The following is a 20,313-nucleotide window of genomic DNA, read 5'->3' on the forward strand; positions in this document are numbered from 1 at the left end:
GACGAAACCTGGCAATATCTGAAGGCTGTAACCAAAGGTAAAGGTGCCCGAAAAGTGGAGAAAAAGCGTATTGAGCTTATCAAAGAAGTAAGTATCCGAAAAAGTCAGGTTAGCGCAATAAAGCCATATACAGAAGATACTTCCTATAAGAATGCAGTAAAAGACTATTTGCAGCTGACATATACCGTATTAAGGGAAGATTTCGACAAGATATTGGATATGGAAGATATTGCAGAACAATCATATGACTTAATGGAGGCATATATTTTAGCTAAAGAACTGGCAAATAAAAAACTAGATGATGCTTTTGATAAATTACTGGCTGCTCAGGAAAAGTTTGCTGCTGAAAATAACATAACGCTGGTTGAAGGTGAGGTGGATAAAAAATCTGCCAAAATTGAAAAGGCAAGTAAGGCTTTGGAATATTATAATGATGTTTTTTTAATCTTTTTTAAATCATACAAGCAGGAAGCATACATTATGGATGCCTTTGAACGTGCAGATGTGAATGCTATGGAGCAAAATATTAACTCTATGGTATCTTTTAATGAAGAAGGCGTAGAGAAACTAAAGCAATTGGATAGTTATAATGGTGATGCGCAATTAAAAGCAGCAGCCAATCAGGTTTTTAAATATTTTGATGAGGAGGCAAAGGTACACTATCCGTCTATGGTTAACTTTTATGTAGCTAAGGATAACTTTGAAAAGGCTCAAAAGGTAATGGAGAGTACTAAGAAAAGTAAAAGAACTAAAGAGCAAGTTGAGACCTATAATAATGCCGTAGCTGAATTCAATAAAGAAGTGAAAAAATTCAATGAAACAAGTGAATTAACTAATAAGGGAAGGTCAAAAACTTTAGATTACTGGAATAAAGAGGTGGACAGGTTTTTTGATCGAAATGCGAACTAATTCATAAGATTTAACCCGAACCATTGAAAGTTCGGGTTTTTTATTTCTATATCTGCAACCCCTCTTTCGTTGTAATGAGTGGCACAATTTAACGAACAATTAAACCAGTATTGTGAAATTGTATTGGAGAAAAGAATCCCGTAAAGGATATGAGATATTATGTGGTTGGTTTTCAGGAGTTAGCTTCAAGTTGTTACATGATACTAGGATAAAGAGGATGAGTTTAAAAACGAGGTTGTATTAATTTATCAATGGCTCATTAGTTACGTATTCTGTTCAGTGAAAACGTAAAAAAGCCGCCCCGTAAATAAGGGCGGCAAATTATTTTATTGATGGTAAACGGATGATGGATCACCCGCTTTGTAGAAGTGGTTTCTTAAAAAAATGAATAGATAACCGTTAGACCTGACATCACCACCGATACCATGGTCATTAGTTTAATCAGGATGTTTAATGAAGGACCTGACGTATCTTTAAACGGATCACCTACCGTATCACCAACTACACCAGCTTTATGAGCCTCGCTTCCTTTACCTCCATAATTACCTTTTTCGATGTACTTTTTGGCATTATCCCATGCACCTCCGGAGTTGTTAAGCATCACAGCCAATGTGAAGCCTGTTACGAGACCTCCCATGAGCAGACCAATAACACCAGCAACTCCAAATACGATGCCGACAATTATAGGTACGGCAATAGCAAGTATTGATGGAACCATCATTTCGTGCTGAGCACCTTTAGTGGAGATCGCTACACATTTGGCGTATTCTGGCTTACCAGTTCCTTCAAGAATACCAGGTATTTCACGGAACTGACGACGAACTTCTTCAACCATAGCACCAGCTGCACGACCAACTGCTTTCATGGTCATAGCACAGAATACAAATGCCATCATGGCACCAATAAATAAACCAGCCAACAATAATGGGTTAAACATGTTAAGTTCGTAATAATCAACAAAATTCTGAATAGTGGCTTTTGTTAAACTCTCTGCACCTGTTACTTCAAGAAATTTATTACCTAATTCAGGCACCTTTTTGAGCCAGATTCGTACTTCTTCCATGTAAGCGACCAGCAAGGCCATAGCTGTCAGAGCTGCCGAACCAATGGCAAACCCTTTACCTGTTGCAGCCGTTGTGTTACCAAGCATATCGAGTGCATCTGTACGTTCACGAACTTCTTTAGGTAATTCGGCCATCTCGGCATTACCTCCTGCGTTATCAGCGATGGGGCCAAAGGCATCGGTTGCCAAAGTGATACCTAATGTAGATAACATACCAACAGCAGCAAAGCCGATACCATAAACTCCTTCGCTAAAATCGGTAAATCCACCTGCAAAGCCAAAAGCAGCGATAATACCGGCAACAATCGTAATAACCGGAATCCAGGTAGAGTACATACCTACAGCAATACCGTCTATAATAGTTGTGGCAGGACCTTGTTGAGCCTGTTTGGCAATTCCCTGCGTTGGCTTATAGCCATCTGAAGTGTAATATTCTGTTCCTTGTCCGATAATAATACCTGCTATCAAACCAGCTACAACGGAGCCAAATATACCCCAACCAAACCAACCGAAATATGCCATTACGCCAATCGCAATCAATATCAAAATTGAAGAGCCAGCAGTTCCGACTAATAAAGAATTAAGAAGGTTTTTGGCAGATGCATCTTCTTTTGTACGCACCATGAAAATACCTAATATGGAGAAGATGATACCAATGGCGGCAACTATCATTGGTGCAATGATTGCTTTTTCATTAAATGTGCCTGAATTCATTGAAATGGCAGCACCTAATGCCGCTGTTGCTAAAATGGAACCACAATATGATTCGTAAAGGTCGGCACCCATACCGGCTACATCACCTACATTATCACCTACATTATCAGCAATGGTGGCAGGGTTACGCGGATCATCTTCTGGTATGCCAGCTTCTACCTTTCCAACAAGGTCAGCACCAACATCGGCAGCTTTGGTATATATTCCTCCACCCACACGTGCAAATAAAGCTTGAGTAGAAGCTCCCATACCGAAGGTTAGCATGGTAGTCGTGATATGTACCATCTTAGCATGTGTCCATTCCGAATTAGCAACGAAGTCTGTTGTCCAGGCTCCCATCAGGTTAACTTCTTCTGCTATTTTTAAACCTAAACCGAAAATGTTATGATCGTAGATATAATTCAATAACCAATACCAAAGAGCAATATCAATCAATCCGAAACCAACAACTACCAGACCCATAACTGCTCCACTTCGAAAAGCAACTTTAAGTCCTCTATTTAATGATTGTGAGGCACCATGAGCTGTTCTGGCAGAGGCAAATGTGGCCGTTTTCATACCAAGGAAACCACAGAGGCCAGAAAAGAAACCTCCGGTCAGGAAAGCGATTGGTACAAACGGATTTTGAACCCCAATGAAAGCGAGTATGGTAAGTATAACTAATAAGACTAGAAAAACAATACCGACGACTTTGTACTGACGCGAAAGATAGGCCATCGCTCCATCCCTGACATGTTGTGCTATTTCTTTCATTTTATCGGTACCTTCCGATTCTTTCATCATGGACTTGAAGAATATCCACGCAAAAACCAATGCTAATACAGAAGCTATTGGTATAAACCAAAAAATTAAATCCATAGAAATGTTGTTTTAGTTATTAAATGAGTAAGGGTATAAGATGTGCTTGAATGGCGGACGTAAGAAAGTTGTCGAGAGAAAGTATTATTTCGACTGATCAAGAGATTATTATAAGTCGGTTTGATCCGGCTTAGATATTCCATGTGGTTTCGTTTTCAGGATTCTCTCCAATTAACTTTCCTCACATAATTATCCGTCCCCGCAATGACAAGATAATGATTTTAAGAAGGCTGATAAACTATTCTTTGAAAAATATTCCTGATTTACATCACCACCCAGCAAAGATGTTAATGCCAAATTCACCTTTCTTAAACTGGTTTTGATGGAACGGGAAGCCATAATAAGGTTCGAGTATCATTGCACCAAAAAGGTTAATACGGTAAGCTAATCCACCACTAAAAACAGGAATACGCTGTGCATTGCTATTTGTTGTTAGACGTGCGACCGGACGTGAGTTTTTATTCCAACTAACGCCTCCATCAACAAATAGAGCCAGTTCACTAAACAGGAAGTTGGAACCAAACCAGGCAATTTCTTTAGGGCCGGTAAAAGGAATGCGCCACTCGAGATTAGTAACCAAAAGCCGAGTTCCAATCAGTTGATTCATGCTTATTGTATTAGCGTTAATTGATTCATCTCCATATAAGTTGCCCATGTCATAGCCTCTCACAAACCATGGAGAACCAAGGAATAATTCGGTCATACGCTCACTGTCTGAATCTCTGCCATAGCGACCATAATGGTATAATCTAAAAGCAATACTATAGGGTTTGACAAAGAAGTATCGGCGGAAATCGATTAATACGGTCTGCATCTGTAATTTGTGTAGGTAATGCTCAAGCTGTATGCGTAATCGTTTTCCTTCAACCGGTGAGGCCAAGCCCATTTTGGCATTGTCGATGACAAAGGCAGCGTCCAATATACCTGTCCCAAAGCCATCTGGTGCCGGTAATTTTTCCTTCTCAGCAGAATAAATCTGAGAATAAGAATTGATGTTTTTTATTTTCTCAATTCTGTAATTATAAAAAGCATAGGAAGCTCCTAGCTCGAAGCGTCGGGTTTTATTGATCGGAATAAAAGTAAAAACAGATAATTTATCTTCAAAGGTTCGTCTGAAAAGATAATTAAGCGTGCGTGTTGTACTACCATCGGCTAATGAGTCTGTTTGGTATTGATAAGTACCTGTTCGGTATGGAATGTGGGATAATCCGACCCCAATCTTAACTCTTTTTCGTTGTGAAATATAGGCAATCTGCCCACCAAAATCATATACTTCACCATTAATACTAAGGGCAGTATAGACCATGTTTTTGCCAAGAATATCGCTAAACATTGCCTCAATGCTGCCTGCCATTCCGGTACCGAATCGTCCGGTCATTACTCCGGCCGTGGTATTACCTATATAATCGAGCTTAAATTTATTCTTTATCTCGTCATTATAGAAGCTGTCAGTCTGTAAAGCATATGGTTGCCTGTTAAAATAAAGGTTAGTTTCTATTTGAGAAGGGATATGTGAATAGGGTAATAAACGTGATGCTGCGTGATTGGCCTCCTGAGCGTGAATAAGTTGTTTGTTTTTATGCAGTTGGGATACTGATGTCTTATATATAGAATATTCACCGTTCCATAACATTGTATAAAGTAATGTATCACCAGAAATGGTTAAAGCTGGTGAATAGTCCGTCATCCCAATGATACCGGTTGGATAATTTGTAATCTGCGAAATATTATTGCTGGCTGTGTTTAAAAGATATAAATTTCGCCGCCCGTCCCAATTGGAAAGAAAAAGGACTTCATTTTTATTAGTTGTAGCGATTGGGTTGAGATTTTTAGCTCCGTTAAAAGTTCTAAAATAATCATGTTGAAGTCCATCAGTCGATATACAGGCCAGGTTCAGGCTTTTTTGCGGATTAGGATTTTGAGACAGGTTTTTATCGGTTACATAGTAGATGCATTGTCCATCAGCACTCCATGATGGTTGAATACAGGAATGATTGTTATTTGTAATGTTTCTGTGTGTTTTCCTGTCAATGTTGTATAAGATAATGTCGGACACGCCTTCTTTAATAGCGGAAAATGCTATTGCATTTCCTTGTGGAGACCAGGCCGGCCAGCTGATTTCATCCACTTCAGGAATGTATATCTCCTGCGTAACTTGTTTCTTTTTAACATCAAAAATCTGACAGGTCGATTTACCTTGTTTGAAAGCGATAAATGCAAAATAACGACTGTCAGGAGACCAGGTACCGGAAGTTTCAAGATAGTTTAATGCATCAATTTCATCGTGACTGGTGGCCGTATATAAGCGGGTTATAACCTCGCCATTTTTTGTTCCGGACAGAAACAAGTCGATGTCGTATAAATCTCGTTCTGACAGATAAACTACATATTCTCCATTAGGGCTGATGGATGGATTAAGATTATACCTTCCGCTGTTTTTTTTCGATATCAATCGATCACCAATAATTGTAAAAGTAGAGTCGATACTTTCGCTTAAAAGATGATCTTTTAAGGTGTTTTTCCAAATAACGGATAGAGAATCATCAGACATCATTAGCACATCGCCAATAGCCTGTTCATAACCATTGTGTGCTGCTGCCTTGAAAAGGCGGGGTATGTACTGCTCGCCGTATTGATAGGCAATAAAAGCCCAGAAAGCATGGCCGTAACGATAAGGAGAATAACGATAACTTCGTGTCATGTCCTCCAATGTCGGGAAGTTGTTGTTAATTAAGGCATCACGCATCCAAAGAGCAGTTTGACTGTTAACACTCCCAAGCGACAAATATTCAGCCATACCTTCAATCATCCATAAAGGCACATTGTTGATCGCCATCAGGTTAATTTCTTCATCATACGATAGCATGTGATATTGAAAAGCATGTACCAATTCATGCCCCAGTACATGATCTGTTTGCTCATTCGTAAATAAAACGGGCATAACAACTCGTCGCTTCATACCTTCGGTTACACCACCTGTACCAACATCAATGCGGCTGCTAACAGCAGTAGTCTGTTGAAAGTCGGCATGGTTGCTGTAAAAGATAACAGGGCTTCGAACCTGAAAGGTGTCAAGCAGTATCTGCTGATGATAATAGTACCATTTCTCGGCACTTTCCCCCAACTGTTTTACCAGTTCGGGGTTCTTAAAGTAATGGTAGAGTTCAAAATTAGGAGTCTTGTATAGTTGAAAATCAAACTTCTCGTATGCAGGTTTATTCTGGCCAAAGTACTGTGCGTGAAGTGTGACGACACTCCATCCAACCAATACGATTATGGTGAATAATCTGCTCATTAAAAAGGTGACTTATCAGGTTCATATTACTACGCAAAGCAGCCAATAATGTTGTTAATTTATGATAATTAAATAGGTTTGGAAATAGAAAACATCAACTAGTTTTCTTTCGTATCAGACGAAGGCTTCCAAAACCAGCAATAATTGAGATGTAAAAACCAAAATCATACCACCATCCTGAGTTAAATGTTTCATAGATAGTGATGTCTTTATTAAATAATCCAAGTATCAGTGAAATTGGAGCAATCCAACCATGCCAGATACCTGTGAAGAATCCTGCAGGATCAGCAGGAGAGTAATTTCCTCCTCCGGGGAGACAGGAGCTTAGACTAATTAATATCAGTAGCGAAAAAGCAAGGGAACTTAATCTGGGTAAATTTTTCATACTAAGGGATTTTGATTAAAAATGTCAGTTATACAATTACAACTAAGCTACTAAAAATACAATTGGAAGAGAAATATTAAAGAACAAAACTATAGGGCATTTAGATTCATTCTGAATTGATTAACTAATAAACGATTGAAGATATTTTTCTGTAGTTTCAGAAAATAATAACCTAATTTCTTACATATGACAAGTGTACAATTACAACAATGCAAGGTATGCACGAAAAGAAAATTTAATCCTTCTATAGGACTAATTTGTGGTTTAACAATGGAAAAACCTGTTTTTGAGGGTACGTGTGATCAAGGTGAACTGGACGAGTCGGAAGCAATACGTTTAAAAAAGCTTAAGGAAGCCGCCGAAGAGGAGGAAGATACCGGTGGATTTTTTGGTGCTGAAAAGAAGGGGATGAAAAAAGGCGTATTGGGAGGGGTAGCCATGATAACAATAGCCATTGTTTGGTTTGTAGTAGGCTATGCAGCGGGTTATATTTTTTATTATCCTCCCATTTTGTTAGTAATTGGAGTAGTGGCAGTTATTAAAGGTCTTGTGGATGGCAATTATACCGGCAAAAAGTAACTATTACCTATTGTTCAATAGGAGCAAAGCCAATTAAAGGGAAGTCATATTTAGTTTGCAACTTATATTTACCGTTTATAGAACGGAGTCATATCGTGCAGATAATGTGAAGGATATAAATAAATGTGTTTTTAATATCGTAATTTATTGCTGTAGCCTTTTGATTATAACAAATTCCTTTCTATTTTTGCATCCGCTGAAAAGGTAATATACCTTGAAAAGCCGGGCCTATAGCTCAGTTGGTTAGAGCACCTGACTCATAATCAGGGGGTCCCTGGTTCAAGCCCAGGTGGGCCCACATAAAATTAAGCAGTTACTTTCAAGTGGCTGCTTTTTTATTTGCACTCAATCTGATGTTTCAAACGGTATATTGCAATTAACAAATGCCCATCTCTTAATTTATCAGCGTTTTCAATCAGTTGGTATAGATCTATCCAAAATAAATCTTTGGTTGGTTTTGTAAGTGACACAATATATGGATAAACCTGTTCCGGGCTAATACCAATGCAAGGCAGATATTTCTCACCCAATTTGGTAATTGTATTAACTCTGGTATTAAAGAAATCACGTTCAAGAATATAATTTTTCATTTCCTCCTGATTGCTGATTTCTTTGGGCAAACGAAATGCGGGGGCAGCCAGTAAGCAACTATTTCCTTCAATTAATTGGGGAACGGGTAGGTTTCTTTTTTCAATACCTATATAAATATTTCCATTGGAACGGTATACCGGAAGGGTTACAATTGTATTTGAACTCAGTCTTGCGGGTTCGATATACTCTAATACCTGTTCACTGCCCTCCTTGGGATATTCATAGAACTTAGCACGTCGGTGTGTTAAGAAATCACTACACTTATCGGTTGGTTTAAAAGGACATTCGTTTGCATCTGATAAGGTCTTGATATCACTGCTTGTAATCTTGCTAATCTCAGGTATATCACATGTCTCATTTAACCATTTCCCGGGAGGTTGTTGCAGCTTTTGTAACAAACGGTAAATACTTAACTCCAGCCTGGCATCGGGTAATGCGCCTACCTGTGCAGACTTAAGTAATTGCAGAGCATCATAAGGTCGATAACAACCAGAGTCACAAAATCCTGAAACATTACCAAGTTGTTTTGGAAAATTACGGATATCTTTTAGCCAGACGTGGTAACTTTTAACCATTTCATTAACCCCTCCCGGCGAAGTATAGAAGCTAAGATCCTGTTTAGCATCCTGGATTTCATTCTCCTGGAAGTTTAATCGATTTCTGAGAAGTTGCTCCAGGTTATTTACGTCCTGATTTCCATTAAGACCTGCTGTGATTCCTTCAATAATATAACCACTATAGCGTTTGTTATCGATCAACTGTTTGTTTTGATGAATGATGGGACGGGGATAAGCATGTTTGGCCAGGATTCGCACTTGCTTTCCTTCCATCACATATGGCAATATGTCGATGACATTACCAGGACGTTGCGCCACATCAAACACAGCACTATTATCTGTATTGATAAAGGACTGTATCTTTAAAAAGCTTTTATTAGGCAGAGGTAATTGCCTTGCAGATTTAAGCAGAGTGCCTTTGCCTGATACTTTCTCTGCAGCTATCACATAATTGGTGGGCGGACAACTAACGGGGTATCCATTTAAGTCGTATAGATTGAATTTATTTGTGTAGCGATTGTTGACTATCCATGGGTTGTAGATAGGCTGAGACACAATAGTTCTTAAACCCAAACTGGTTAATACCGTTTCAAAATCCCGCTGTGTATAGTAGGCATATTCTTCCTGCAGTTCGATATCCCAGTCGTTTAAGTAGTCTTTACGACGAATAAATTCAACAGCATCAGGATAGCTGAGTTGATAAGCCGTCTTACCATTGTGGTTGACCTTAATTATTGGAAATCCCTGTTCGTTTGTTGGTGCCAGTGAGCGGGCTGTTTGTGCAAATTGCTCTAATAAGGTTGCATCATGCTGTCCCTGCTTATTTTCAGGGAATTGTATGATGATGTCCTTGTCTTCTGGTTTGACGAAATCACGAACTACGATAACGCCTTCGTCACTCAACAGTTCAGCCTGTCGCTTCAGTGTTAAGTAGGCTTTGTTCTGAGAATAATTATTAAATGAAGTGATGTGATGAATGGAGGAACAATTGAAGAAGCCAATAATTTTCTCATTGCTTAAAGATGCAAGAGTTTCCCCGTCGTCCACCCTGAATTCAAGATTGGGTAGTGAATAAGTCTTTTGAGCAATCTCCACCATCTTGTTATTGATATCTATACCAATAATCTGCGTGTCAGGAAAGAGGAGAGCGAGAATATAGGAGCTGGTGCCTGAAGCCATTCCGACATCGACAATGGCATGGCCTTCTTTCTCATGAAAATAAGCACTGGCCGAGGCGACTTTTTCCACAATGATGGTGTCCATCCCGGCCAGGTACCTTTGATATTTCTCCTGATCTCCCCTGTCTTGATCTGCGTACATAACTTGGTTTTTAGTGCGCTAAAAATACATTATTAAGCTGAGTTCGAAGTTAAAACATGAATCAAGGGTTGAAACTTGATTTTTATTTAATAGGGATTTCATCCCTAAAACCCTGACTTACTTTTCTTTTATCAAGAAAAGAAAGTAAGCAAAGAAAATCAAGACTGCGCCTGCTTCGCTATAATTACTACGTTTCTTTTGACTAAATCGCTAAAACTCGATCTCTCCTTTGTCGATCTCTCAAACAGGCACGATTTTACGTCCAAACAAACTTGTATTTATGCTCACCAGCCAAGGTCTGTTCCGTCATTACAACTAAACCCTTATTTCGTCTCAGTATATTGAATCACCAGTAAAAACTATATTCGCTTTTTCTTTGGCGATGCCTATTTCTGCAATAGCACCTGCGTTAAAGGCTAAGTAATCATTCTCAAGACCATCGCTGAATATTTTCCCATTCATGGGCATATGTGATTCTATTTTTAACGATTCACCTTTGGGAATAATACCCGCTGACAATTGAATATTGGAATGCCGGCTCTTAAACGGCTCCCTGACAATGTATACCAGGTGATCGTCATCCCATTCCATCTGCATCTCCATATCATGATGGCTGTTGTCAAAGGCATGATTGATCCGGTTAGCCATGTTGAATAAGGAGCTTAGCCAACCCGTAGAACCGGCACCTGTGGAAATGATTATCCCACTGGACGATTGAACTTCGGCTTGCTGTTTATACCAAAGCTTATAGCGTGCCGATGTGTGGGAAGCCGGGCCAATAAACAAGTCATTAAAGGCCTGTATTTTCTGCCCGTCCTTTAAGGTGGCTTCTGCCATGGTTACTTGTTTAAACGTACTGCTCTCATTAAGAAATTGTAGCAATCCGTTTTTAAAGTTGTCCGGACCATATGGAAGTAATATCCCATCGTTTCTGGCAGGATCAGGATTAACAGGCAACATAGGTAGTCCCTTGGCATATTTGGCCGTATTAGCCACCAGACCATCTTGTCCCACAATAATAATGCAGTCATTCTCACTAAAAATAAAATTAGGCAGAAAAGAACGGTCAATGATCTTGAACTTCAGGTGCTGAGCAGTAAGGCGCTGTATCTTCTCCAGCGATTGATAAAAACAATCATGCTCTTGCTGGTAGGCATTAAAGTCACCACCCGAATGTTCGATATAAAACCGGGCCTGAGCCTTGGTGTTAAATCGTTCGATTAACTGCTCAAGCCTGGTTTTGTTGGTTACAATAATTGCATTATCAGTTGTCATCTACGACTTCTTTTGCAACAGGGTTTGTAATAAGTCAGGGCTGATATTCAGATTCTCAATTTTATCTGTGTTTTCAGCCAGTTCGCGGAATGCCAGGGCAATGTTATCGCGGGCATCCATGTTCTGCACATTCATAGCCATCAGCATTTTCCAATCAAAGGCCTGATAAGGCGACAGCGTTTTCTCCAATAAGTAACCTTTGGCATCGGCCTCCTTCTTCATGTTCGCTGTTTGCATTTCTGTTAGCTGTGTCTTTGACTCTTCAATGGATAAGTCGGCTGCCATCTTTTGTTCCCGAATCTCCCGTTCGCTTTCCTGCTCTTTCAATTTAATCTGCGACTTCTTTTCCAGAATCTCTTTTTCTTTCTCCTGCACAGCAATCTCCGTATTTAACTCACTTTCACGAATGCGTCTTTCCTGTTCAACGGCAAAATTGCGACGCTCATAAATGGCCTGATCAGCTTCTTTCTGGAGTGCCTCACGTGTTTCTGTTTCCAGTGCTTTGGCCATTTCAGGACTAGGCGAGACTCCAATAACATCCACATTAATCACTTCCACACCCAGATGAGCAATGGCTTCTGATGATCTTAATCCATCATCAATGTATTCGCCTATTTCTTTGGCGCTTCGGATAGCCGTCTTTAGATCCAGCTGCTGAATAAACTTTGAGGTAGCAGCCTGTGCTTCGTTGTTCAGGCGCTGATTGATCTTTTCAAAATTGTCTTCTTTATATTGGTGACGATTTACCAGTGTGAAGTCCAGTACTTCAGATAGCTTCTTAGGGTTTTTAATGATGTAAGTAATTTGTCCCTGGATGGCTATCTTCTGGAAGTCATTGGTTGTTTCGCTGAAGATAAATTGAATATCCTTACTGCCTAAAGGTATGGCTGCAATAGATGTGCTGGGCGAATAGTAGTAAAACGATAAGCCTTTACCTTCTCTTTTAATTTTACCATTGGAGAATTGAATGACGTGTGTCATCGAGTCAAATTTCACAAAATTAATTCCGAACATAACGTGTTGGTTTAAAGTGTTAAGAGCCTTTTAGCTTAAAATATGATACAACAATTCCATTCAAAGACCTATAGGTCAATGTTATCAGAAGGTAGCTTACCATTTAGCTGTACTTTGGTTTGTCAGACAACTACAGCTAAAGTCTGACTCGTGCTACAAGAACAAATGCATTTAACCCAGAATATGCATTAGAAATTCTATTACACCTTGAAACTACTTAAAAACAAGGCACTCTGTTCATTTTCTTCAACTCACCATAGCGATGCTATGCCTCGTTTCAGTAAATGCTTGTTTTGTGGTATTTTCAATGCTCACTACGAAGTTCCAATTCATAATCTGGGTTTGATTAAATCTCAAAATTAAAACCACGGCTTTTAAGTGCCTGGTATTTTTCCCTGTCAAAGCGGAACTGACGCGCACCTTTGTGGCCAACACCTTCCACTTTATTTTCTATCGGTTCAAGAATATCCAAACTCATAATCTTCCGGTTGAAATTACGCCGGTCAACCTGAATACCCAATATGGCTTCATAGAGTCGCTGAAGCTGGGGAATGGTAAACACCTCTTCCAACAATTCAAAGCCAATAGGTTCGTATTTTATTTTCCCTTTTAAACGATCATGAGCTACGCGAAGAATGCGGTCGTGATCAAAGGCCAGCGATGGAACCTGGTTGATTGGGAACCAAAGGGCATCACTGGCATCGTCACCACCAATCAGATTAAAGTCGGTTGATTTAATCAAAGCAAAATACGAAACGGTAATCACCCGCCCCCTTGGATCGCGCTTAACATCACTAAAGGTATAGAGCTGTTCCAGAAATAAATCTTTCACACCGGTTTCTTCCGCTAACTCACGGCGGGCACATGCTTCGGTTGTTTCCTCCATCTGTACAAAGCCACCAGGTAAAGCCCACTGACCTTTGAACGGCTCAATGCCACGTTCTATCAAAAGTATATGAAGGTCAATACCATCGAAGCCGAAAATAGCACAATCAGTTGTGACCGATGGGCGGGGATATTCGTAGCAATATTTTTGTTTGTCTTCCATTGTCTCTTTATGCGTCATTACGACACAAATGTACAAACGATTTTTATACTGACAAATATTTATGTGTCAAAACTACACAAAAATATAACGCTTAATGTTTTTGTGCTTATAATCAGTGATATGGGATTTTCTTTCGGATGCATGGGTACTATTACGAGGTCAATCAATATTGTTTTTGCAGAAATTTCTGCAGCCTAATGCAGAAAAGTCTGCAGGCATATGCAAGGGACATCTGTAGCCTAATGCAGAAAAACCAGCATTACCACGCAGAAAAATCTGCGAGGATTTAGTTTGATTATGCTGTTTTGGAAAAACCAAGCTTGCTTTTACCTAAAACCAAGTTAGGTTTTGCTCAAAACCACACTAGGTTTCGATCCAAATCAAGCTAGGTTTTGATTGAAACCAAGCCTGCTTTTTTGAAATGATTAAAATTGCTCCGGTTAAGTGGTAAATAATGGAAACCTGACGAGTTTAAAAATTTTCTATACTACCTTGATGGTTTTGTTGCAAATCAATTTAGTAAGGCGACGATTGTAATAAACTGTCCTGTATGTTTACTAGTTAGGGTAAAATAAATTCACTGCCTTGTGAGACTATATTTCCTTCTATAATCTACGTTGTCATTGACAGTCTCAAAAACAGGGTTTATTTATTCATTTTAAGTTTAAGCGTTATATGATTCACTTCCATTCCATTAATCAAAAGATATAGAGTTTTTATCAACACCACTTGTTATTTAAACAAAATATTTAATTTAGTATTCACTAATCGGAAAAATAGTCACCTAGTCTGGAAGAATCATTCGGGGGTGGAGTCATAGAGTAGTTTTAAAGCACACGCGCATATTGCGAATGGTATTATATAGTAACTATATCGCGCTGTTTATAGGCGATGGAGAGGATTTGTCACTAAATAAGAAATTTCATCTTTCAAATTTTATTCGTTGAGAATTTAGTTATGACATACACAAAGATCGTCATTACCCAAGAGCAGCCTTCAATAGTAAATCTTAAGGCTGATAAACGCTATCTAAAACTAAAACGTATCTATAGTTTAAATACTATTCTACCTGTCGAAGTCTTAATAAAACACGATATTAAATTAAAATATACCATTCAAAATAATGGTCATTCCTTTTCAGAGCTTATAAGTCTGAACCATTATCAACTGCAGGATGTAAACAATAAGGATTTCTTAGATATTGATTTAACCATTGACCAAGAAAAACTCATTAATGTTGATGAAGTTAAATTTGAAATTCTATTTGCAGTCAACAAAGTTGAACTTGAAGCTCATTTTGATCTCGACAACCTTGATATCTCAGTAACAGATCCATTATTACTGTTTAGACAACACCTTAATCAACCAGACAATCCCAAGATATTATTCTCTGCTCCTTTTGGTCATGGGAAAACCACTTTTCTCAAACTCTTTTTCGAGGAACATTTGGATAAATATGAAGTATTCCATCTGTATCCGGTTAACTATTCAGTAGCGCAGAATGAGGATATCTTTAAGTACATAAAAACAGAGCTTTTATTTCAATTACTTGGAAAAGATGTTGAGTTCGATAAAGAAAAGGTACCGTATGTCAAAACCCTACTACATTATCTTGGTAGAAATGCTCATAATGTGCTTACTCCTTTTATTAAGCTTATACCAGGGATAGGTAAATCAGCTTTCGAAATATATGACAAAATTAATAAGTTAAAAGAGGAGTATTTCAATGAACACGCAGAACAGCAGGTAAATGAGGAAGCAAAAGTACAAAGCTATATTCAAGATATATATGAACAGGAAGGCTCTATCTATGAAGACAACTTTTACACACAACTTATTCGTCAATTAATTGAACAAGTTAATGCTAAAGGAAAACAGACCGTTTTAATCATAGATGATATGGATAGAATGGACCCAGATCATATTTTTAGAATTTTGAATGTATTATCGGCGCATAGCGATAGTGTTAATAACTTAACAGACGCTTATAGCAACAAATTCGGCATTACTAAAACGATTTTAGTTGCGGACTATAATAATCTTACTAGTATTTTCACGCATAAATATGGTGAAACAACCGACCATAGAGGATACTTCGATAAATTTTTCAGTAGAAATATTTACGAGTATGATAACATAAAATCATTACAGAATTTTATTGATGCTTTACCTGAAAAATTAAATTATTCTCCCGATTCAATTGGAGCTAGATTTTTCAATCAAATAATGACAATCTTATCTCATTGTAACCAAATTTCATTAAGAGAGCTACTTGTAATATCACGAAAGAAGCCGGATAAATTATTTAATCTAAAACCAACAGTATTCATAAAGGAATTACCCCTTTCTTCAATAAGGTTTCTTTTAGAAATTTATGGTTCAGCAGAGCTTTTAAAACGCTTAATGATCGTTAAGAGTCGATTTAGTCAACCAATAGAAAGACTGGACAACCTTAATTATAATACTTGGCACCTCATTCACTCTATCTCAAAGAAAATTAATGATAATCGGTTCAGGTATCACTTGGATAATGAAAAGTATATAGAATATAATATAGAATTGAGTAATGGTTTGACGGCTACGATCAGTTCTTATCATCATATTGATAGGGACCATTACTTAACAGAAATTGACGATAAAGATTTTATTGAAGTGTTAATTAATGTAGTAAACACTTATTCCCAAAATCAAATGAAGTTTGATCAACAGTTAAATAAAGCAATACACTACGACTTTTAAATAATATCCCCGCTGGCGCCGATCATAGATTGGTGTTATTTTCTTTGTAATTGCATATCAAACCAGCCTGCGCTTACAACTTCGAATGATTAAAGTCGTCTGTGACCATAACAAGCTTTGTTAAAGTCTCACAAAGTATTTCAAAGAACGAATTTTTATAGTGATTAAATTGTGCAATAAATTGCACCTTTATGTAATATAATACGGCTAGATAGCTAAAATACTTCCAAAAGTGTATATTATTGCACTTTTGCTGTTATTTGTTTGGTATATTCTTTATTTTTGACACAAATAGAGCGTTATGTTGCACTTTTCAGAATTAGTAAAAACCATTAAAGCCCGCAGAGAAATGCTTCAGGTAAACCAGGAAATGCTGGCAGAATTATCTGGTGTAGGCCTTAGAACCTTAAAACAGTTTGAAAGTGGAAAAGGCAATCCCACATTACAAACCATTAGTAAATTGGCTGATGCATTAGGTTTAGAACTGACATTAAAAGTAAAAACGCTAAATCCTAATCAATGAGAAAAGCTAGGGTTATCTACAAAAACGAAGAGGCAGGTTTGATTATACAATTAGATAATGGAGGGTTTGTATTTCGCTACCATGATGCATGGTTTAATGCCGCTGATAAACCTCCTGTCAGTCTGACATTCCCCAAAAATCAGCAAGAATACCAATCTGAACACTTGTTCCCGTTTTTTTACAATATGTTGCCGGAAGGAGCTAATAAACAGGTTGTTTGTCATGCCATGCGTATTGATAAAAATGATCATTTTGGCTTATTGCTAAATACTGCGACATATGACACCATTGGTGCTGTTAGAATCATTAAAATAGATAATGCATGAGTTTACCTGATATCCAATATTGCCCAGGTACATTAAAAGAAGGGAATCAAACCTACTCATCAACAGCTTTGAAGCGTGTTTTTAATGGAAAAAAAGTTAGTCATGTACTTCCTTATGAATCACCGGCAACAAACGAAGTAACAGATGAGTTATTTGAGGATAATCGAAAAAGGATGTCCATTTCCGGTGTACAGGAAAAGTTCTCAGTTTTGCTGGACAAAAACAAACTACGCCTGATAACTGAAAGTGAACAAGGACAATACATCCTTAAACCAAAACCAGGTGTAGGTAAAAATCCTGAACAAATGCCTGCCAACGAGCATTTAACCATGCAAATAGCAAGACAGGTGTTTAATATAGAAACGGCTGAGAATGCGCTCATTTTTTTTCGTAACGGAGATCCGGCTTACATCACTAAGCGGTTTGATGTTAAAGAGGACGGCACTAAGCGGGCACAGGAAGATTTTGCTTCGTTAGCGCAAAGAACTTCTCAAACCCATGGAGAAAACTATAAATATTTGGGGAATTATTATGAATTATTTGAGATACTGAAAAAGTTTGTTCCTGCCTATAATGTTGAAGCTCCCAAGCTCCTAAAACTAATGGTATTTAACTACTTGTTTTCTAATGGAGATGCACATTTTAAAAACTTCTCACTTATACAAACTGAGTTGGGAGATTATAAATTGAGTCCAGCTTATGATTTGCTAAATAGTCGCATTCATATTACGGATAAAGATTTTGCACTTGATGATGGATTATTACCTCTAACCCATGCAAAAGGTAAAGTGCACGAACAGTTTCATAAACTTGGCGAAATGGCAGGAATTAATAGAAAACTTATTGACGGTATTTTCTCTCAGCTAACTTCCAAAAAGAAAGAAGTGCTTAGTCTGATAAGTTGCTCATATCTATCTGATAAATTTAAACGCAATTACGAACAGGCATATTTAACCCGGTTAAAAAAACTATATAGGATTTCTCAAATTTCTTAGAGAAGGAAAAATGATAGTCTCACCAAATGCATAATACATATATCATGAAGCAAATAGGTTTATTATTTATCTCTTACCTGATTTTAGTAGCTTGTGATCCAGTATTCTCTGCTAAAATTAGAAACAATTGTAAAAATGATATATTGATAGAAGCCTATTACGATAAAGATATCCTTGAAACATCATGGAGGAGTAAGTCATTTATTCCTTATCTAGACAGTCGAAATAGCAGGTTTCTTGTGAATAGAGATACTGTAAATCTTATTTATACTTACAAAATTGCTCCTGGTGAATGCTTTTATGTGGAAGGTGGTGTTGGAACTCATCCTGAATACAGGTTATATAATAAAATCCTAATATTAAAACCGGATAGCATTATACTCAGGGATAAAGAAGAAATGGAAAACGCTTTTGTTAATTCATATGGCAGGCACTGGGAATTTAATATTAAATAGTCTCTTTAAACCGAGAACAATGATTACACAAATTAAAAATTGTAGCGATTTAACTGACATTCTATTAAATGTTATCAGGAAAAAACCAGGTATGTTTCTAGGTAAAAACAATATTTGGAGTTTATCAACCTTCCTGAATGGTTATGAGATGGCAACAATGATGTACAGAGATAATATGGATAGTTTCTATTCAGAAAACGGATTTAAAAAGTGGTTCCTTACTATTAAAAATGCACATAATGTTAGCTTTTGGGAGATCCCATTAATTGAAGAAGCTGAAGGTGATGAAACAAAAGCTCTGGAACTATTCTTTAATTACCTTGAAGAATACCAAAATTCAATAAAGTAAGTCTCACCAAACGCAGGATTAACCAAACCTTAAACCAGGTTAAGGAAATCAAAATAAAGATATCGTCATTGAAAGATTGACTTTACATCATTTAAGAAAAGTCAATCAATTCAATGAAATATTAAAACGTGGATGAATGTATAATGAGCTTATACCAGGTTAATTAACCAGATGGCCAAGGCCTGTTTCATTTAACCACTGTGGATTGAAAATTTTGCTCAGGTATTTAAAACCACTATCGGGCAAAACAGTTACAATTTTCGCAGGAGCTTCCATCCTTTTTGCAACTTCCAGAGCAGCCCAGACATTACCGCCACCCGAACCACCTGCCATCAGACCTTCCTCGCGGGCAAGCCGATGCACCATAGCTATAGCTTTCTCATCATTAAATGCAATCGCTTCATCCACAATGTCAAAATCCATGGTTGAACAGAGTTTAGTCTTACCGGCTCCTTCCACATGAAATGACTCAATATAGGACATATAATCTTCTTTGCCATCCAGGTACGGTTTGTAAACAGAGCCTACCGGATCTGCCAGAATAGCTTTTATATTAGGATTATTTTCTTTTAATCGTTTTGCAACTCCTGATAATGTACCGCCTGTAGATGCTGTAGCCACAAAGGCATCAATCTCCCCGTTCATATCATCCCATATCTCCTTTCCTAAGGTCATATAATGGGCTTCAGGATTATAAATGTTGTTATATTGATCAATGTGATAGTAGTCTTCACTTTCACTTGCCTTTAAAGCAGGAAATTTTCCGTATGTCAGCTCAGGCTTTACAATAACTTCCGCACCGTATGATTTAATTATTGCAATCTTCTCCTCACTGCATTTATCAGGAACAAAAATAATTGATTTCAGTCCCATAGTTGAAGCAATCATTGCAACTGAGGCACCAGTATTACCGGAACTTCCCTCAACAATAGTCGTGTTCTCATTGATTTTCCCTTCCTCAACACCTTTCTGAATCATATAAGCAATAATTCGATCTTTCATACTTCCCGTAGGATTCATATACTCGAGTTTTGCATGTATCTCCACACCTGGTTTGGGATCAAGTGTTTTTAAATGTACCATTGGGGTACTACCTATTAGGTTTAAGGATTCAATTTTTGACATAGCTGTTCTTTTCCGGTTTCTTAATAGCCCCTAAAAATATAATATAGGTCGGGATAAACCATAACTTATTAAGAAACAAAAAACGAATGCCAGAATTTTTTTTAGAAAAAATATGATCAGTCAGCATACAGTCATTGGTTCTGGAAGTTCCTAATATACTTTAATTATAGGGTTGAATTATTATTTGAAGGTG

Annotated in this window: 16 protein-coding genes and 1 tRNA gene; 9 read left to right on the forward strand and 8 right to left on the reverse strand. The window is 37.7% G+C overall.

The window, feature by feature from the left end; all coding sequences use genetic code 11:
- Positions 1 to 909 (forward strand): hypothetical protein (locus AC4MRQ_RS17680; RefSeq protein ID WP_491199034.1); only part of this gene is annotated, 909 nt, incomplete at its 5' end.
- A gap of 376 nt (positions 910 to 1,285) precedes the next feature.
- On the opposite strand, the gene AC4MRQ_RS17685 is transcribed toward AC4MRQ_RS17680, so the two are convergent.
- The 3 genes from AC4MRQ_RS17685 to AC4MRQ_RS17695 all read right to left on the reverse strand — a co-directional run bounded on the left by AC4MRQ_RS17685 (position 1,286) and on the right by AC4MRQ_RS17695 (position 7,224).
- The gene (locus AC4MRQ_RS17685) at positions 1,286 to 3,544 is read right to left on the reverse strand and encodes a sodium-translocating pyrophosphatase (protein WP_491199035.1); all 2,259 of its coding nucleotides are present in this window, start codon (positions 3,542 to 3,544) and stop codon (positions 1,286 to 1,288) included.
- A gap of 268 nt (positions 3,545 to 3,812) precedes the next feature.
- On the reverse strand, positions 3,813 to 6,839 hold the full coding sequence (locus AC4MRQ_RS17690; RefSeq protein WP_491199036.1) for a TolB family protein: 3,027 nt from the start codon (positions 6,837 to 6,839) through the stop codon (positions 3,813 to 3,815).
- A 94-nt stretch (positions 6,840 to 6,933) separates the two neighbouring features.
- On the reverse strand, positions 6,934 to 7,224 hold the full coding sequence (locus AC4MRQ_RS17695; RefSeq protein ID WP_491199037.1) for a hypothetical protein: 291 nt from the start codon (positions 7,222 to 7,224) through the stop codon (positions 6,934 to 6,936).
- A gap of 270 nt (positions 7,225 to 7,494) precedes the next feature.
- On the opposite strand from AC4MRQ_RS17695, the gene AC4MRQ_RS17700 reads away from it, so the two are divergent.
- Both AC4MRQ_RS17700 and AC4MRQ_RS17705 read left to right on the forward strand, forming a co-directional pair.
- On the forward strand, positions 7,495 to 7,803 hold the full coding sequence (locus AC4MRQ_RS17700) for a hypothetical protein (protein WP_491199038.1): 309 nt from the start codon (positions 7,495 to 7,497) through the stop codon (positions 7,801 to 7,803).
- Positions 7,804 to 8,027: 224 nt separating this feature from the next.
- A tRNA-Ile gene (locus AC4MRQ_RS17705) sits at positions 8,028 to 8,101 on the forward strand.
- A 37-nt stretch (positions 8,102 to 8,138) separates the two neighbouring features.
- Here AC4MRQ_RS17705 and AC4MRQ_RS17710 read toward each other — a convergent pair.
- The 4 genes from AC4MRQ_RS17710 to AC4MRQ_RS17725 all read right to left on the reverse strand — a co-directional run bounded on the left by AC4MRQ_RS17710 (position 8,139) and on the right by AC4MRQ_RS17725 (position 13,626).
- The gene (locus AC4MRQ_RS17710; protein WP_491199039.1) at positions 8,139 to 10,271 is read right to left on the reverse strand and encodes a class I SAM-dependent methyltransferase; all 2,133 of its coding nucleotides are present in this window, start codon (positions 10,269 to 10,271) and stop codon (positions 8,139 to 8,141) included.
- A gap of 333 nt (positions 10,272 to 10,604) precedes the next feature.
- Positions 10,605 to 11,546 carry a diacylglycerol kinase catalytic domain-containing protein gene (locus AC4MRQ_RS17715; protein ID WP_491199040.1) on the reverse strand — a complete coding sequence of 314 codons (942 nt, stop codon included), beginning with the start codon at positions 11,544 to 11,546 and terminating at the stop codon, positions 10,605 to 10,607.
- Positions 11,547 to 12,560: an SPFH domain-containing protein gene (locus AC4MRQ_RS17720; protein WP_491199041.1), complete on the reverse strand. Its 1,014-nt coding sequence runs from the start codon at positions 12,558 to 12,560 to the stop codon at positions 11,547 to 11,549.
- A 346-nt stretch (positions 12,561 to 12,906) separates the two neighbouring features.
- A complete protein-coding gene (locus AC4MRQ_RS17725; RefSeq protein WP_491199042.1) occupies positions 12,907 to 13,626 on the reverse strand; it encodes an NUDIX hydrolase in 720 nt (239 codons plus the stop codon).
- A gap of 939 nt (positions 13,627 to 14,565) precedes the next feature.
- Here AC4MRQ_RS17725 and AC4MRQ_RS17730 point away from each other — a divergent pair.
- The 6 genes from AC4MRQ_RS17730 (at position 14,566) to AC4MRQ_RS17755 (ending at position 18,995) form a co-directional block, all read left to right on the forward strand.
- Complete coding sequence (locus AC4MRQ_RS17730; RefSeq protein ID WP_491199043.1) at positions 14,566 to 16,347, forward strand: P-loop NTPase fold protein; 1,782 nt, start codon at positions 14,566 to 14,568, stop codon at positions 16,345 to 16,347.
- 301 nt (positions 16,348 to 16,648) lie between these two features.
- Positions 16,649 to 16,870, forward strand: coding sequence for a helix-turn-helix domain-containing protein (locus tag AC4MRQ_RS17735; RefSeq protein ID WP_491199044.1), 222 nt, complete (start codon positions 16,649 to 16,651; stop codon positions 16,868 to 16,870).
- Complete coding sequence (locus AC4MRQ_RS17740) at positions 16,867 to 17,196, forward strand: HipA N-terminal domain-containing protein (protein ID WP_491199045.1); 330 nt, start codon at positions 16,867 to 16,869, stop codon at positions 17,194 to 17,196. Before AC4MRQ_RS17735 ends, AC4MRQ_RS17740 begins: the two co-directional genes overlap by 4 nt.
- Positions 17,193 to 18,191, forward strand: coding sequence for a type II toxin-antitoxin system HipA family toxin (locus AC4MRQ_RS17745; RefSeq protein ID WP_491199046.1), 999 nt, complete (start codon positions 17,193 to 17,195; stop codon positions 18,189 to 18,191). The genes AC4MRQ_RS17740 and AC4MRQ_RS17745 overlap by 4 nt, the downstream gene beginning before the upstream one ends.
- A 44-nt stretch (positions 18,192 to 18,235) precedes the next feature.
- On the forward strand, positions 18,236 to 18,646 hold the full coding sequence (locus AC4MRQ_RS17750; RefSeq protein ID WP_491199047.1) for a hypothetical protein: 411 nt from the start codon (positions 18,236 to 18,238) through the stop codon (positions 18,644 to 18,646).
- A 19-nt stretch (positions 18,647 to 18,665) separates the two neighbouring features.
- A complete protein-coding gene (locus AC4MRQ_RS17755) occupies positions 18,666 to 18,995 on the forward strand; it encodes a hypothetical protein (protein ID WP_491199048.1) in 330 nt (109 codons plus the stop codon).
- A gap of 159 nt (positions 18,996 to 19,154) precedes the next feature.
- On the opposite strand, the gene AC4MRQ_RS17760 is transcribed toward AC4MRQ_RS17755, so the two are convergent.
- Positions 19,155 to 20,120 carry a PLP-dependent cysteine synthase family protein gene (locus tag AC4MRQ_RS17760; RefSeq protein WP_491199049.1) on the reverse strand — a complete coding sequence of 322 codons (966 nt, stop codon included), beginning with the start codon at positions 20,118 to 20,120 and terminating at the stop codon, positions 19,155 to 19,157.
- Between the last annotated feature and the right edge of the window lie 193 nt (positions 20,121 to 20,313).

This window comes from Carboxylicivirga sp. (assembly GCF_982718395.1).